The organism is Nonlabens xiamenensis (assembly GCF_003865345.1).
Classification (GTDB): domain Bacteria; phylum Bacteroidota; class Bacteroidia; order Flavobacteriales; family Flavobacteriaceae; genus Nonlabens; species Nonlabens xiamenensis.
In genome coordinates this window covers 1-14,973 of the sequence record NZ_RMVE01000007.1, presented here as the reverse complement: position 1 = coordinate 14,973, position 14,973 = coordinate 1, and the positions used below count along the sequence as shown (strand labels likewise).

Genomic DNA, 14,973 nt, shown 5'->3' with positions numbered 1-14,973 from the left:
TAAGAAATAGAGAAAATGGATTTAATTAACCTCTTTGTAAGAAGCGTTTTTATTGAGAACATGGTCTTTGCCTATTTCTTAGGTATGTGTTCTTATCTGGCCGTATCAAAGTCGGTCAAGACAGCGGTCGGTCTTGGAGCTGCCGTGGTATTTGTATTAGGAATCACAGTGCCGATCAACTGGTTGCTGGATACCTATTTGTTAAAACCTGGTGCCTTGGTATGGCTTGATCCGGAATATGCAACGGTTGACCTTTCCTTCCTAAGCTTTATCATGTTTATCGCTGTAATTGCGAGTATGGTGCAGCTGGTGGAAATGGTAGTAGAGCGATTTGCTCCAGCATTGTACGGTGCTTTGGGTATTTTCCTCCCTTTGATTGCTGTAAACTGTGCGATTTTGGGTGGATCATTATTTATGCAACAAAAAGATTTTGGCGGGATCTCTGAAGCACTTACCTATGGAGTAGGAAGTGGTTTTGGATTCTTTTTGGCCATCCTAGCGATCGCCGCTATTCGTGAAAAAATTGCTTACTCTAATGTTCCAGCTCCCTTGAGAGGATTGGGAATTACATTTATTATAACCGGACTCATGGCTTTGGGCTTTATGAGTTTTATGGGAATAGAAATTTAAAAGACGACATCAGGTATGGATCCTAATATGATTACCATTTTTGCAAGTGTATTGATCTTCCTTACACTTATTCTTTTACTGGTTTCCCTTTTATTGGGAGCCAAATCCAAACTCTTGCCTTCTGGTCCCGTGACCATTAATGTAAACGGAGAGAAGGATATAACGACTGGCTCTGGAAGCACGCTTTTGGGAACCTTGGGAGATAACAAGCTTTTCCTTCCTTCTGCTTGTGGTGGAGGTGGAACCTGTATCCAATGTAAATGTATTGTCATGGAAGGTGGAGGTACCATTCTTCCGACAGAAGAGCCACATTTTACCAGAAAGGAAATCGCTGAAGGGTGGAGATTGGGTTGCCAGGTAAAGGTGAAACAAGACATGAAGATCGAGATTCCAGAAGAGGTATTCGGAATCAAGAAGTGGGAGGCCGAAGTTGTACGTAATTATAACGTAGCCTCTTTTATCAAAGAGTTTGTTGTGCGCTTGCCAGAAGATATGGATTACGAAGCGGGTGGATACATCCAGATCGAAATTCCAAAATGCGAGGTGCGTTACGAGGAAATGGATATTACTGCACACCCTGAAGAACATGAAACTCCTGACAAGTTTAAGGATGAGTGGGACAAATTCAACTTATGGCCATTGGTAATGAAAAACCCAGAGACCGTTGAACGTGCTTACTCCATGGCTTCCTACCCAGCAGAAGGGCGCGATATCATGTTGAACGTACGTATTGCCACACCGCCCTGGGATCGAGCCAAGAATGGTTGGATGGATGTCAACCCTGGGGTAGCCAGTTCTTATATTTTTAACCAAAAGCCCGGAGATAAAGTCGTCGTTTCAGGACCTTATGGCGAATTCTTCATTAATCACTCTGATGCCGAGATGCTTTATGTAGGTGGTGGAGCCGGGATGGCGCCTATGCGTTCTCACTTGTATCAACTTTTTAAAACGCTTAAAACAGACCGTAAGGTCACTTATTGGTATGGAGGGCGTTCCAAGCGCGAATTGTTCTATATAGAGCACTTCCGTGAGTTGGAAAGAGAGTTCCCTAACTTCAAATTTTTTATGGCACTTTCTGAGCCATTGGAAGAAGACAATTGGAAAGTCAAAAAGGACATTCATGACGAGGAAGGTGATGGATTTGTCGGGTTTATACACCAAGTGGTGATTGATCAATATCTGAACAAACACGAGGCACCTGAAGACCTTGAAGTGTATTTCTGTGGTCCGCCTTTGATGAATAATGCCGTAGGTAAAATGGCAGAAGACTTTGGTGTGGATCCTGAAAACATCCGTTTTGATGATTTCGGTGGATAAATATCCTCTGTTTAAAATACTTAAAAAGCCTGGACCTACATCCAGGCTTTTTTGTTGCTTCAATTGAACTGCTGTATAAAATTGCAGACTTTTATTATGCAAGCATCATAATTTGACGTCTACTTTTCCTACAAATCTTATTTTTTCGTTCACAGGTGTTCAATACTCGTTATATACCCTGTTTTAAGCCTTTAGATACATTGCGCAAGCAATAATTGGGTTGTATCATTGTTGTCCTCCTTTTGTTATCAATAGCATAGCTTAAGCGGGAATTTGAAATTGAGCAATATAGTTAAGTAACTTATTTGGGAATTAGTAATTTAGACAAATGCTCATTAAAAAACCCGATCCTCAAGGATCGGGTTTTTTGTTTTTCATTTGGTGTATAATTGCCAGGAACGGATATCAAACCAAACCTTTAATGACTTATACATGACGTTTACTGGATCCATAAAAAGCAATGTATGCATAACACAATAAAAGCGTCAAAAATGCGATACTCAACCCTGTTCCTGTTGTCGACCCATCTGCTTCGGTCCCAAACGCATCAGCTATGGTTCCGACAATCTTAGGAATAAAGGCTCCACCTACAATTCCCATGACTAATAATCCAGAGCCTTGAGCTTTTAGGTTGTCCAGCCCATCCAATGCCAGACTAAAAATAGTCGGGAACATGATGGAGTTAAAGAGTCCTACAGCCAGAATACTAAACATCGCTGTGGTTCCGCTACTGCTCACCGAGAGGATGATCATCACCATCGCCGACATTCCAAAAATCATCAACAACTTCCCGCTGCTGATAAATCTCATCAGGAAAGCACCAATAAATCGTCCTATCATCGCACCTCCCCAATACAGGGTGACAAATGAGCCCAGAATCGCCTTAGCGTCCACATCAGTGATATCCTTTCCAATCAGCAAAAATGAAGAAAGCCCACTTAAGAAATCACTGGATTTAATGGCTTGAATAACCTCTAGTTCTTCAAAATAATTAACTAGAAAGCTACCGATGGATACCTCGGCACCTACATACATAAAAATACCCAAGACACCGAGCATGAACTTTGGATTACTTAAGAGTTGTTTGTAACCATCTTTTGGCGCTTGTTTGAGAAGCGAGGGCAGTTTGGTAAAACCAAATACCGCAGCTAGTGCAAAAAGCACTCCTGCTATGATCAAAAAAGGTTCTTGCACGGTCAAGGCCTCTTGGGCATAATAATCAATCTTGTCGGGCTCAGAGAGGGTTGAAATTGCCTCGCTGGTCATGACAGAATCGCTCAAAAGAAATAAGGCTCCGGCAATAGGCGCTAAAAGTGTCCCAAAGCTATTAAAGGCCTGGGATAAGTTGAGTCGGCTGGAAGCTGTCTTTTCATCTCCCAACAGTGTGACATAAGGATTAGCTGCTACTTGTAGCAATGTGATCCCTGCGGCCAAGGTGAAAAATGCCGTAATAAAAATCCAGAATTCGCGATAACTTGCTGCCGGATAGAATAGGAGACAGGCAACTCCCATAATACATAGACCTGTAACTATACCTCGTTGATAACCTATTTTCTCTAATAAAAAACTTGAAGGAATAGCAAAACAAAAGAAAGCGCCGAAAAAGGCAAATTGCACCATGATTGACTGACCGTAACTCAATTCAAATACGTCTTTCAATCTAGGAACCAGGGCATCCACCAAAACGGTAATAAAACCCCACATGAAAAAAAGGCTGGTCAGAAAGGCAAAGGCAGAGCCGAAGCTCTTTTGTGATTTTGTTGTCATTGGTTTTTTTAATTAGTTGGTAAAATGCGCGGCTGATGGAATACGGGTATTTTTCCCATTCCTATATTCCATTCTGGAAAAACCAGGGTGGATACAATAACTTCCAGTAGCTCCAGCTTTATTGATTGCAATATAAGCAACTTGAAATTTATTGATATCTTTATTTTTGGATACAATTCTTTGCATGGCCACTTCACATGCCTCCTGCGGACTCTTACCTTGACGCATCAGTTCAACGATCAGAAAACTGCCTACTTGTTTCATAATTTCTTCGCCCATTCCTGTGGCAGCAGCTCCACCTACCTCATTGTCTATAAATAAACCTGCGCCAATAATCGGAGAGTCACCGACACGTCCCTTCATTTTATAAGATAAACCAGAGGTGGTACAGGCTCCAGCGATATCACCATGCTGGTCCATACACAACATTCCTATAGTGTCGTGGTTTTCAATGTTTATGATAGGCTCGTATTTGCTTGTTTTTAACCAAGCTCTATAATCTTCAGCAGCTTTTTCCGTCAGTAGGTTCTCTTTTTGAAAACCGTGACGGTAAGCCAGTTCTTCAGCGCCTTCGCCGGCCAGCATGACATGCTCAGTTTCTTTCATGACAACTTTTGCGAGAGCGGCGACGTGGGTGATATTTTGCACACAAACCACCGCGCCACAATCTCCATTGGCATCCATTACACAGGCATCTAGAGTGACATTTCCTTCTCTATCTGGGGCACCACCTTTACCTACTGTGCTGTTTTTGATATTTGCTTCTTCTACAGCTACACCAGTAATGGCAGCTTCCAATGCAGTAGAACCTGATTCCAGAGCTTTACCAGCAGCGGCATTGGCTTCAGAAAAGCCCCAAGTGCAGAGGGCAATGACTTTTGATTTTTTAGGTTGAACCACAGTATCTGTATTTTGATCGATGCAGGCCATCAGGGTAGCACCCAAACTTAAGGCAACCCCTGCCTTAGAGGATTGGAGGATGAATCTGCGTCTGTTCATGATTGATTATTTTTTTAAAAAGATTGACAACTAACTCATCAAAGTGGTAGATAAGCCATCGCCTTAATTTCAATCAGCAGATGTGGATGCGGTAATTGATGCACGGCTACCGTGGTGCGGGTTGGACCATCGTAATCAAAAAATTGGCCGTAAGTTTCATTATATCCGCCAAAATCATTCATATTCACCAAAAAAGTCGTGACATCCACTACATTTTTGAGACTGGCACCTTCTGTTTTGAGGATGGCGTCTATATTTTCTAAGACGGCCTTGGTTTGTGCTCTGATATCCAAGTTAGTGGTTCCCATCTCATCTACTTCTACACCGGCAAAGGTATTGTCAGGTCTACGGCTACTTGTTCCTGAAACCATCAGGAAATCACCTACTCGCTTGATATGAGGATATCTTCCCCTTGGTTTTGCTTTATCTGATAGTACTCCCATATGCTTAAATTTTAGATGACTAATTTATGATTGGTTGATGAGGCTTATTGTTGCAGCCATCGCACTTCCTTGGCCTTGGCTTTAATCTTTTCAAGCAATTCTTCTGCAGGTTCCTCTCCTGTAATCATTCCTTGATCGAGCAACCATAAAATGGCTTTATCCTGGGCACGACCTTGCAGCATGGCTTCCCTGTAACCTACGCCAGGAGCAGGAAAAGTGACCAGGGAATATTTAGATTGGTATTGCGCTTTCGCGAAAGCGGACTCCAACTTCATTTCAATCTGTCTTTTGGTTTTGAAATTGGGGTGTGCCACACTATCACGCATTTCTACAAAGTTGTCTAGTGCAAGATCAGCGATGGCATCGGCATCTGGTTTGCGCTGTTTTGAAAACGCCTGAAAAAGTTCGCCCCAGATTTCATGCTTGTCCAACAATTGATCAAAAATACTTACATCTTCAAAGCTAGCATTCATCCCCTGTCCATAGAAAGGTACGATAGCATGACTCGCATCTCCCAACAACAAAGTTTTATTATAAGCCGTCCAGGGAGAACAACGCACCGTTCCCAAAGGTGGCGTGGGATGGGTATGAAATTGCTCGGTCAAATCTGGTATGAGTTCGACCACATCTGGAAAATAGGTCCTAAAAAAGCCCATTATTTCCTGATCATCCTTCAATTGATCAAAGCAAGGACCGTCTGAGGTATAGGGCATAAAAAGAGTCACGGTAAAACTACCATCGAGATTAGGCAGGGCGATGAGCATAAAACCTCCTCTAGGCCATATATGCAGAGCATTTTTTTCAATGCGCCAGCCACCATCTTCTTGCGGTGGTATACTCAATTCTTTATAGCCATGGGGTAGCCAATTTAAACTGTTGGAAAATAGAAAATCACGCTGACGGGACATCGCCTTGCGCACAACCGAACCTGCTCCATCGGTACCCAGTAAGATATCTGCGTTCCATGTTTTTTCTTGGCCGCTCTCTGAATCTTGATAGGTGAGCTGGGCATTTTTAAGGTCTACCGATCGGATCTCGTCGTCAAAATCCACCTGTACACGATCATATCGATCAGCTTCATCCAGTAACAATTTGTTCAATTCCTCCCGCGAAATAGAGTTGATATATTCTCCTGCACGACCGCTGTAATTGGAAGTGAAAGTACTACCGTCCACATTATGGATCAATCTACCATGCATGGGTATACACAGTTCCCTTACCTGCTGTTCAAGTCCCACAAGTTCGAGGGCTTTTAGTCCACGATCAGACAAAGCCAGGTTAATAGATCTACCGCCATCCACCAGCTGTTTTCTCATGTCTGGGCGCTTTTCCAAAATATCCACGTGATAGCCACGTTGAGCCAGTCGCAATCCCAGTAGGGATCCGCAGAGTCCAGCACCAGCAATCAGTATTTTTGTGTCTTTGTTTGATGTTTTCATACGTTATGTAAGCTTTTGCGGTAGGAACGGATAAATTGGATAATCAAGCTCAGCTGCAGGAGCAGAAGTATAACAAAACTCATACCCTGGAGTTGGTCGGTTGCATCTAAGATGGATACAGATCCTTTTATCAGGATGAATATCAATGGAATGATGAATAAGCTGGTTATCATTGATAGAACAATGGATATTGACAAGGCAATCCAGCCCATGATACTTTTCATTTTGGCTTGTTTAAGCGTCACCCACTGTATAAGCAATACAAACAAGACAAAACCAGCCACTAAATGAATATTGTACCATACATTATTTTCAATAGATCGCAGGAACACCCAACCTATTGTAAGCAGCAACATACTAGCCATAGAGAGCAACACGTAAGCTTGCAAGTGGTTTATTAAGGGATTCTTGTGACTCACATCTCTGAGCTTAAAATATCAACAAACTTCCAGCAATCTGCAAAACTGTTATATAAAGGAACCGGAGCAATACGTATCACATCAGGTTCACGCCAGTCGGCAATCACACCTTTGGCAGTGATAGCATCAAAAAGGCTACGGTCTGCATCCTTTACTGCCAGGGATAATTGGCAGCCTCGCCAGTTGGGGTCGGAAGGAGTAATGATGGAAATACGATCACCTTGCATCTGTTGTAGTAAAAATTCCAGATAGGCGGTAAGTTGAACGGATTTTTCTCTCAAGGCCTTAAAACCAGCCTGACTAAATAGATCCAGACTGGCCCGAATCGCAGCCATACTTAAAATCGGCGGATTGGACAATTGCCATCCTTCAGCCCCATACATGGGCTCAAAATCGTCCCGCATTTTGAATCGGGTCTCCTTATTATGTCCCCACCAACCGGTAAACCTGGGCAATTCAGGTCGGTCGGCATGGCGTTCATGTACAAAGCAACCCCCCAAGCTCCCTGGTCCTGAATTCAGATACTTATAGGTACACCATACGGCAAAGTCTGCTCCTGACTCATGCAGTCTCAAATCCACGTTGCCAGCGCCATGGGCACAGTCAAAACCTACCATAATTCCATAACTGTGACCCAGTTCAGTGATGCTCTTCAGATCAAAAAACTGTCCGGTGTAATAGTTGACGGCTCCAACCATGATCAATGCAATCTGGTCACCTTGTTGCTCTAAAATTGTTTTCAGATCATCCATGTCTGGCGTATTATTCCCAGGTCTGGGTTGCCAAGTAATCAGGTCTGTAGCGGGATCTCCACCGTGAAATTTAATTTGAGAAGCTACTGCGTAGCGATCACTGGGAAAAGCATCACCCTCGATTAGTATTTTGCGCCTGCGGCCTTCAGGACGGTAAAAGCTAACCATCATCAGGTGTAGATTGGTTGTTAGCGTATTCATTACCACCACTTCATGCTGTTGCGCGCCAACAATTTCTGCCATCTTTTTAGATAGGAATTCATGATAGGGCATCCACGGGTTTTGAGCGTGAAAATGTCCTTCTACTCCCAGACCCGCCCAGTCATTAAGCTCCTGTTCGAGAAATTCTTTGGTTTGTTTGGGTTGAAGTCCCAGCGAGTTCCCGCAAAAATAAATACTATCGCTGCCATCCTTGTGTTTTGGAATGTGGAAGCTTTCGCGAAAGCGGGATAGCGTATCCTTTTTATCCAACTCGTGTGCTTCCTCAAGCTTTGTTTCTAAAGCCATTATTGCTTGTTTTTAAGGATGTTGATATCTGTAAAATAAATGTTCAGATCACCGTCCACCGCCTTGTGCTGTTGGGCAATTTCGATACCATTGAAAGTTTTGTAATCCTCAAAAGTGGTGGTCATTGTAGGGCTGTCTGAGCCTTGCGGGTAATACTCCCATTGGGTGATCCTATTTTGGTCATTCAGACGCAAGTCATATCGGTCTCCTGGGGTGTAGCCACCATCACCTACATACGCTATTCTGACTAAGTCTTCTGTGGGATAGGTGATTTTTGTTCCGGTATCCCAAACCAACTTGAATTGTGGTAACAACCAGTATACATCGTTTACAAAACTGCGATCAGCGCTTTTGGTAATCGTATCATTGAGTGACCGCCGATTGAAATTTACCGTTTCTCCTTTAGAAATCAATTGGACCATATCGCTTTTGGGATTCCAGGTCCACTGACGGGACACTAGATTTTTTCCTCCTTTTTCCACATTAAAGGTGAATTGGACTTGTTCCACTTGTTTCCATTGTTCAATTCCGGCTTGTTGAGCCACCAAACCAGCCTTAGTTGTGATGTCTGGTTCCTCGGTTGAGTTAGATTTCTGGCTTGCTTCCGAGGGCTCTCTGGACTCGGTAGGTGCGACCTCCTGGGGTGCTTTTTTGTCTTGTTTACAACTGGAAAGCAATAATCCCAAGGTAAGGATGCAGCAAAGTATTCTCATAGATTCAAATTTGAAGCCTAAAAATACAAATTAACTCCCGTTAGGAAATGGTAAAGCTTTGTGAATAGCTTTATCATAGTTCAGGATAAACTTAGTTTTGCAAAATGAAGGCAAAATTGGTGGAGAAGAATAAAATGAGTAAGGGCCGTAGAGTCGGTATCATCTTGATCTTAGGCTTATTGATTGCCGTAGGACCCTTTTCTATCGATGCTTACTTACCCGCCTTTAAACAGATAGCGGGTGATTTTAAGGTGGATACCAGTGCCATCGGTCTTACTCTTACCACTTATTTTATAGGAATTGGTTTGGGACAGCTGGCGTACGGGCCGCTTATGGATCGTTTTGGTCGCAGGAAACCATTGATCTTTGGTCTGATACTTTATATTTCTACAAGTTTGTTAAGTGCCTTTGCCTGGGATGTACTTTCATTGGCCACCTTGAGATTTTTCACTTCCCTCGGCGCATGTGCTGGAATGGTGGCGAGTAAGGCGATTGTAAGGGACCTTTTTGATGAGGATAAAGTTGCCGACGTTCTCTCCACACTAATGCTGATTATGGGAATTGCTCCTATTATTGCACCTACCATTGGCGGTTATGTAATTGCGCATTACCATTGGGAGATGATATTTTATGGACTGGCCGGATTTGCCTCTCTGATGTTATTTAATGTGGTCTTTTTGCTCCCTGAAAGCACGCGGCCCAATCCCGCAGCCCCTTTGCACCCCATACCTGTCTTACGCGAGTATTGGGGTATTTATAGAAATCATGACTTCTTTCTTTTTTCAACGGCAAGAGGTTTTGTGATCGGTATGTTATTGGGTTATGTAGCGGCAGCACCCTTTATTTTTTTGGACTTTTTTGGAATGAGTCAGGAAAGTTTTGGATACATTTTTGGGAGCAATGCTGCAGGATTGATCGCGGGCAGCCAGATCAATCGTCTTTTTCTAATCCGCTTTACTACTTTCCAAATTACCTATGTAGTGAGTACGCTATTGGTGCTGGTCAGCGTTATTGGCTTTATCTATATCCTTGAAGATGGAGACTCATTCTGGATGATCTATCCAACTTTATTCTGTATGATGACGCTTATTGGTTTTCAAAACCCCAATGTTACCGCCTTATCCCTTAATCCGTTTACCAAAAGGGCAGGAAGTGCAAGTGCATTTGTTGGGGCAATTAGTATGATTTTCGGTTCCCTGGCGAGTTGGTTTGTCGCCCACTACCTCACCGACTCGTTACTCCCATTATTTGCTATGTTAGCCGGTTGTGCCGTTCTGGCTCATATCGCCATTGAATTTTTCAGACGAAATTATGCTCAAGGTTACGCTTTCGCGAAAGCGTTTCTTAAACACCCATACCAGGTCAAGAAGCGGGATCAGTAACTTTCTTAGTATATTGCATGTAACAAATCGCCTATGTTCAGGTCGTTATGTGTAACCAAGACTTTAGACTCGTGAAATACCTGACTTTACTTTGTCTGCTGTTGGCGGTTCATACTACCCGTGCGACTGACATTATTCCGCTAGACACACCCGTAAGCTTCCCTTCCGCTGAAAAGCTGAGTGAACATACAGTTCGTATGCCTTTTGAATTAAAGGGTAACTTAATTACAGTCATAGCCTCTGTCAATGGAGCTACCGGACCTTTTATTATTGATACTGGTTCCTCGCGATGGTACTTAATAAACGTATTTATGGGAATGGCTCAGGGTCAAAAGGAGCCTTCTCGATCAATAAAGAATTAAGCTATGTAAGGGAAGCTAATATCAACCAACTACTGATCGATGGTTTTGAAATGGACTCTAAATTATGCAGACCTGATCAACCTCAGTCATATTGAGCGTGTTACCCGATCTAAGATCAATGGAATTCTAGGATACTATAACCTGAAGGGCTTTGAGGTCTACATTGATTTTTTCCTGAAACAAATCACCCTTTTTGAAACTGACCGCAAAGGCAATCGAATTGATCAAATCTATCTCACCGACCGTGCTACAGACTCTCTAACTTTTAAAAGAAAGAGACATGGTATCATCATGAAAACCCTATTGGAAGGTAAAAGACTAAAAATTGCCTTGAAGGTTCCCAATGAGTACGGAGAATACAACAGTCTTATCACTAAAATGAAAGCTGTCGAATTCCGTTTATAGGATAAAGCTTATCAAGAAGTGTTTCTTGCCGGCGGATTCTCAAACTGGCAACACAATAAGAAACCTATGAACAGGCAGGGAGATTATTGGACTGTTCAGGTACCCTTATCCTATGAAAAATATCAATATAAATTCATTGTTGACGGAAATTGGATAATGGATCCTACCAATGAGACTTGTGAGTTTGGAGATGGGGATCATTTGAACTCCGTCATCTTTGTGAAATGAGTTTCTTTTCGGGCTTACCTTTTCATTTATTCACTTACTTCTACCTCTTTTCACTGAAAGAATCTTTAACTCTATTCATACTAAAAGCGTTGATTTCTATTAGACATTGACCCCCAATAAAAAAACGCTCGATGGACCATTGTTCATCGAGCGCTTTCCAAACTAACCAACCAAAAAACTATCTTGAAACTGTACCTGTGGGAAAAGTGTTGGTGACATTGTTGTCAAAGCTTTGAGCCGATGGCGCGGTATCAGAGTTGGCTATTTTGGCCAATGGCTTCAAAGTGAATGGGGCAGGAGAGTTGTCTGGTACCGGTTCCACCGTGATCACAACATTGCGTCCAGGAACCAAAAATGGGGAAGGTTCTCCGGCGGGTAGGTTATTGAAGAAATCTTCTCCTGGTACTGGCGGTCCTGCATTGTTCTGTGTTCCAGAAAAGCCGTTGCTGCTGTCACGTGCACCAAAATCTGTAAAGGTTCCTGTAGACAAAGCACCTGTATCACCCACAACCCAGCCTTCATAAATCCATCCTTCAGGAAGGGTTGGAAGAACAAAATCTGCAGAGGGAGGCATGCCTGGTAATCCAAACCAAACACCACTAGTGTCATTTCCATTGTTCATTCCTGTTTCATCGGTGGGAGTGCGTAAAAAGAACGATCCAGCTGCATTGGAAAAGTCACCGGGAGCAGGACCGAAGTTGGTAGAAATACTAGCTGTACTATTAGTGAATTCTCCAGCCAAATACTTGCTAGCGGCAGGTGCAGGATCTGGATCTGGACTAGGCTCAATAGTTAAAATAAAGGCTGTCGCTGCTTCCAAGGTTTCAGTGTCGACTGGAAAACTGGTTTGGCTCAAATTACCGTTACCATCTACAGTAAAAGTTCCAGTGGTAACGGGCGACCCATTAACCATCACCCAGCCTTCATAAGCATAATTGGGTCCTAGGTCTTCCAATTTGTCGATATTTAGATTAAGATTGGATGTGGTATTTCGCTCACCAGCATCATCATCGCTCGAGCATCCAGAAAATAGTAGGATAGCCATAGCGAAAAGGGAAATGTAAGTTTTCATGATTAATTGTTTTATGTTTACAGTACAAACTAACCCTTATCATATCTCAAGGGGATAACCATGAGATCAACTTTTTGAGACATCTCGTGACCTTTTTGTGATAGGCTTTTCCTTGCTTTGTGAATATGGAAAATAAAATACTCATTGTGGAGGACGACTTAGATATCGTCGATTTGCTCGAAATCCATATGAAGGATCTCAACGCGGATGTGGAAAGTGTAAATGATGGTAAATCGGCATTAGATAAAGCTTTGTCTAACGATTATGACCTCATTCTTCTGGATCTCTCCATTCCTGAAATCAATGGAGTAGAAGTATGCCGAGAACTCAGAAAGAAAAAAGATACACCAGTGATCATGGTGACCGCAAAGAGCGAAGAGATAGATAAAGTCCTGGGGCTGGAAATCGGTGCGGATGACTATATCACCAAGCCTTTTTCGATTCGCGAATTGAAAGCACGTGCCAAGGCAGTCATGAGAAGGAGTGAGAAAAAAACCACTGGCTCCTCAGATCATTCTCAATTGGATTTTGGGGACCTGAAAATTAATGTGGAAATGAGGCGGGTCACTCTCAACGACAAAAAAATAGAACTTTCACCCAAAGAGTTTGATTTGCTCGTGCTGTTGGGAACCCATCCTGGTCGCAGTTATAGTCGTTCCGAAATGTTAGACATCATCTGGGGGTATAATTTCTCAGGATATGAACACACCGTGAATTCCCATGTCAATCGACTACGTGCTAAAATTGAGCCCGATATGTCACATCCTATATATATATTGACCACTTGGGGTATAGGATATCGTTTTAATGAAGAGATTTAATATGAGCCGCAAGACTTCAGCCACCCTGACACCTAGATTGGTTTTTAAATTATGGGTTGCTCTTTCACTGCTTATTTTGGGAATGGCAGTATCCTATATATTGATCACAAATCATTTTTCCAACCAGCATCATCTGGCTACCCAACAAGAGATCAATGCACCACTAGCCCAACACTTAATTGATGAAAAATTTGCAGAAGCCAGACCATTCCTAGAGGATGGAAGCGTCAATAAGGCGGTCTTTGGAGATTTGATGCATGATATGATGGCGGTCAATCGCAGTATAGAGGTGTATATGCTGGCCGATGACGGTGAGGTGCTTTACTCTGTCGTATTGGATCATAACCCAGGCGAACCGACCAAATATGTGAATACCACACCCATCAGCGATTTTTTGGCTAGTAATGGAACTGGTTTTTATCTGGGGGATGATCCCAGAGATCCACAGGAACAGAAGATATTTTCCGCTGCACCTTTCACCGATCAAGGTCGGTCTGGTTACATATATATAATATTGTCTGGTGAGGTTTACCAAACCGCTAGCGCTAATATATTCGGTAAATACATCAAGAGTTTTGGCCTTGGAGCCATTGGACTGACCACTTTATTCACGTTGCTCATTGGATTGGGAGCCATTTGGTTTTTAACAAAGAACCTTAGGAAAATCACACTGGCAGCCCGTCGATTTAAAGAAGGCGATCTCAGCGCTAGGATAGAGCATCCCGAAAAAACAAATATCGCCGTGGTCGCACATACCTTTAATGATATGGCAGACACCATCAATGCCAATTTAGAAGAAATAAAAAGTGTAGATGAATTGCGCCGGCAGTTAATTGCCAATGTATCCCATGACTTACGTACTCCGCTGGCTATACTTAAAGGCTATGCCGAAACCCTTCAAGAAAAATCCGATACATTGTCCGTAGAGGAACAACAAAAATACCTTGCAGTCATCAGCTCCAATACTGATAAGCTCACCGGTTTAGTGGAACAACTTTTTGAATATTCAAAACTTGAGGCCAAACAGATAGAACCATTGATCGAGCAATTCTCTATCACGGATCTGTGTTTGGATTTGGTGTCCAAATACCAGATACTCGCCACCGAAAAGAATATAGATCTCCGTCTGGAGGTAGCAGACAATAAGAATATTTTGGTGCGCGCTGATATAAGCTTGATTGAGAGAGCCCTTCAGAACCTGTTGGACAATGCCCTTAAGTTCACTCCTGAAAATGGTCGAATAACCATACAACTGGAAACAAAAGCCGGTTATTGCTCCGTTAAAGTCAACGACTCTGGTATAGGCATCGCTCCTGAAATGCAGTCTACGATTTTTGAAAGATTCAAGCAAACCAGCGAGGGTTTTGCTAAAAATGGAGCAGGTCTTGGGTTGGCTATTGTAAAAAAGATTCTGGAGTTACACGAATCGACCATTAAAGTTTTCAGTGAGGAAAATGAAGGTTCCACCTTTTATTTCCAACTACCGACAGCATGATCCATTTCTTTCTACGTATAGATTGATCGCTTTCGCGAAAGTATTGATGCGTGTATTTATTCTAGGGTTTGTTGTGTGGGCTATTGCGGAGTCTGATCAGGTTCTTGAGGGGTAAGGGGTAAAGGCTAAAAAAAACTTTTTGTGTTTGGTATTGGAAATGAGGTAATTGAGAATTGGGTTTAAAAAAACTTTAATTTTTTTGCAGAAAAGTTTGGTTGGAAA

Annotated in this window: 16 protein-coding genes; 8 read left to right on the top strand and 8 right to left on the bottom strand. The window is 42.6% G+C overall.

Translation table 11 applies throughout. The annotated features are described in order from the left end of the window. Positions 1–15 precede the first annotated feature (15 nt). Both nqrE and nqrF read left to right on the top strand, forming a co-directional pair. The gene (gene nqrE / locus EGM47_RS15480) at positions 16–630 is read left to right on the top strand and encodes an NADH:ubiquinone reductase (Na(+)-transporting) subunit E (RefSeq protein ID WP_124981747.1); all 615 of its coding nucleotides are present in this window, start codon (positions 16–18) and stop codon (positions 628–630) included. Between the two features lie 27 nt (positions 631–657). Further along, positions 658–1,947, top strand: a complete 1,290-nt coding sequence (nqrF, locus tag EGM47_RS15475) for an NADH:ubiquinone reductase (Na(+)-transporting) subunit F (protein ID WP_124981819.1) — start codon at positions 658–660, stop codon at positions 1,945–1,947. 426 nt (positions 1,948–2,373) lie between these two features. Here nqrF and EGM47_RS15470 read toward each other — a convergent pair whose 3' ends face one another. From EGM47_RS15470 to EGM47_RS15445, 7 genes are read right to left on the bottom strand one after another with little or no spacing between them, the layout of a single operon-like run. Further along, a complete protein-coding gene (locus EGM47_RS15470) occupies positions 2,374–3,714 on the bottom strand; it encodes a sugar MFS transporter (RefSeq protein WP_124981746.1) in 1,341 nt (446 codons plus the stop codon). A gap of 12 nt (positions 3,715–3,726) precedes the next feature. Beyond that, positions 3,727–4,713 carry an isoaspartyl peptidase/L-asparaginase family protein gene (locus EGM47_RS15465; RefSeq protein ID WP_124981745.1) on the bottom strand — a complete coding sequence of 329 codons (987 nt, stop codon included), beginning with the start codon at positions 4,711–4,713 and terminating at the stop codon, positions 3,727–3,729. 38 nt (positions 4,714–4,751) lie between these two features. Then, the gene (locus tag EGM47_RS15460; protein ID WP_124981744.1) at positions 4,752–5,156 is read right to left on the bottom strand and encodes a RidA family protein; all 405 of its coding nucleotides are present in this window, start codon (positions 5,154–5,156) and stop codon (positions 4,752–4,754) included. Between the two features lie 44 nt (positions 5,157–5,200). Further along, complete coding sequence (locus tag EGM47_RS15455) at positions 5,201–6,595, bottom strand: FAD-dependent oxidoreductase (RefSeq protein ID WP_124981743.1); 1,395 nt, start codon at positions 6,593–6,595, stop codon at positions 5,201–5,203. Then, positions 6,592–7,014, bottom strand: a complete 423-nt coding sequence (locus EGM47_RS16445) for a hypothetical protein (protein ID WP_164510930.1) — start codon at positions 7,012–7,014, stop codon at positions 6,592–6,594. Before EGM47_RS16445 ends, EGM47_RS15455 begins: the two co-directional genes overlap by 4 nt. Beyond that, positions 7,011–8,273 carry a kynureninase gene (kynU, locus tag EGM47_RS15450; RefSeq protein WP_124981742.1) on the bottom strand — a complete coding sequence of 421 codons (1,263 nt, stop codon included), beginning with the start codon at positions 8,271–8,273 and terminating at the stop codon, positions 7,011–7,013. Before kynU ends, EGM47_RS16445 begins: the two co-directional genes overlap by 4 nt. Further along, a complete protein-coding gene (locus tag EGM47_RS15445; RefSeq protein ID WP_124981741.1) occupies positions 8,273–8,986 on the bottom strand; it encodes a selenophosphate synthetase in 714 nt (237 codons plus the stop codon). The genes kynU and EGM47_RS15445 overlap by 1 nt, the downstream gene beginning before the upstream one ends. Positions 8,987–9,090: 104 nt before the next feature. On the opposite strand from EGM47_RS15445, the gene EGM47_RS15440 reads away from it, so the two are divergent. The 4 genes from EGM47_RS15440 to EGM47_RS15425 all read left to right on the top strand — a co-directional run bounded on the left by EGM47_RS15440 (position 9,091) and on the right by EGM47_RS15425 (position 11,363). Then, positions 9,091–10,368, top strand: coding sequence for a multidrug effflux MFS transporter (locus EGM47_RS15440; protein ID WP_124981740.1), 1,278 nt, complete (start codon positions 9,091–9,093; stop codon positions 10,366–10,368). Positions 10,369–10,439: 71 nt separating this feature from the next. Then, positions 10,440–10,730 (top strand): hypothetical protein, encoded by a 291-nt coding sequence (locus EGM47_RS15435; protein WP_124981739.1) that lies wholly within the window; start codon positions 10,440–10,442, stop codon positions 10,728–10,730. A gap of 45 nt (positions 10,731–10,775) precedes the next feature. Further along, entirely contained in the window at positions 10,776–11,135 is a 360-nt protein-coding gene (locus EGM47_RS15430) for a hypothetical protein (protein WP_124981738.1), read from the top strand. 18 nt (positions 11,136–11,153) lie between these two features. Then, entirely contained in the window at positions 11,154–11,363 is a 210-nt protein-coding gene (locus tag EGM47_RS15425; RefSeq protein ID WP_124981737.1) for a glycogen-binding domain-containing protein, read from the top strand. A gap of 178 nt (positions 11,364–11,541) precedes the next feature. On the opposite strand, the gene EGM47_RS15420 is transcribed toward EGM47_RS15425, so the two are convergent. Then, the gene (locus EGM47_RS15420; protein ID WP_124981736.1) at positions 11,542–12,435 is read right to left on the bottom strand and encodes a hypothetical protein; all 894 of its coding nucleotides are present in this window, start codon (positions 12,433–12,435) and stop codon (positions 11,542–11,544) included. A gap of 146 nt (positions 12,436–12,581) precedes the next feature. Between EGM47_RS15420 and EGM47_RS15415 the strand changes: the two genes are divergently transcribed. Next, on the top strand, positions 12,582–13,256 hold the full coding sequence (locus EGM47_RS15415; RefSeq protein WP_317126905.1) for a response regulator transcription factor: 675 nt from the start codon (positions 12,582–12,584) through the stop codon (positions 13,254–13,256). Further along, positions 13,243–14,751, top strand: a complete 1,509-nt coding sequence (locus EGM47_RS15410; protein ID WP_240642493.1) for a sensor histidine kinase — start codon at positions 13,243–13,245, stop codon at positions 14,749–14,751. The genes EGM47_RS15415 and EGM47_RS15410 overlap by 14 nt, the downstream gene beginning before the upstream one ends. Positions 14,752–14,973: the final 222 nt, after the last annotated feature.

Coding starts and splice junctions, on each gene's coding strand:
- nqrE (WP_124981747.1), top strand. CDS start 16: ATGGATTTAATTAACCTCTTTGTAAGAAGCGTTTTTATTGAGAACATG.
- nqrF (WP_124981819.1), top strand. CDS start 658: ATGATTACCATTTTTGCAAGTGTATTGATCTTCCTTACACTTATTCTT.
- EGM47_RS15470 (WP_124981746.1), bottom strand. CDS start 3,714: ATGACAACAAAATCACAAAAGAGCTTCGGCTCTGCCTTTGCCTTTCTG.
- EGM47_RS15465 (WP_124981745.1), bottom strand. CDS start 4,713: ATGAACAGACGCAGATTCATCCTCCAATCCTCTAAGGCAGGGGTTGCC.
- EGM47_RS15460 (WP_124981744.1), bottom strand. CDS start 5,156: ATGGGAGTACTATCAGATAAAGCAAAACCAAGGGGAAGATATCCTCAT.
- EGM47_RS15455 (WP_124981743.1), bottom strand. CDS start 6,595: ATGAAAACATCAAACAAAGACACAAAAATACTGATTGCTGGTGCTGGA.
- kynU (WP_124981742.1), bottom strand. CDS start 8,273: ATGGCTTTAGAAACAAAGCTTGAGGAAGCACACGAGTTGGATAAAAAG.
- EGM47_RS15445 (WP_124981741.1), bottom strand. CDS start 8,986: ATGAGAATACTTTGCTGCATCCTTACCTTGGGATTATTGCTTTCCAGT.
- EGM47_RS15440 (WP_124981740.1), top strand. CDS start 9,091: ATGAAGGCAAAATTGGTGGAGAAGAATAAAATGAGTAAGGGCCGTAGA.
- EGM47_RS15420 (WP_124981736.1), bottom strand. CDS start 12,435: ATGAAAACTTACATTTCCCTTTTCGCTATGGCTATCCTACTATTTTCT.
- EGM47_RS15410 (WP_240642493.1), top strand. CDS start 13,243: ATGAAGAGATTTAATATGAGCCGCAAGACTTCAGCCACCCTGACACCT.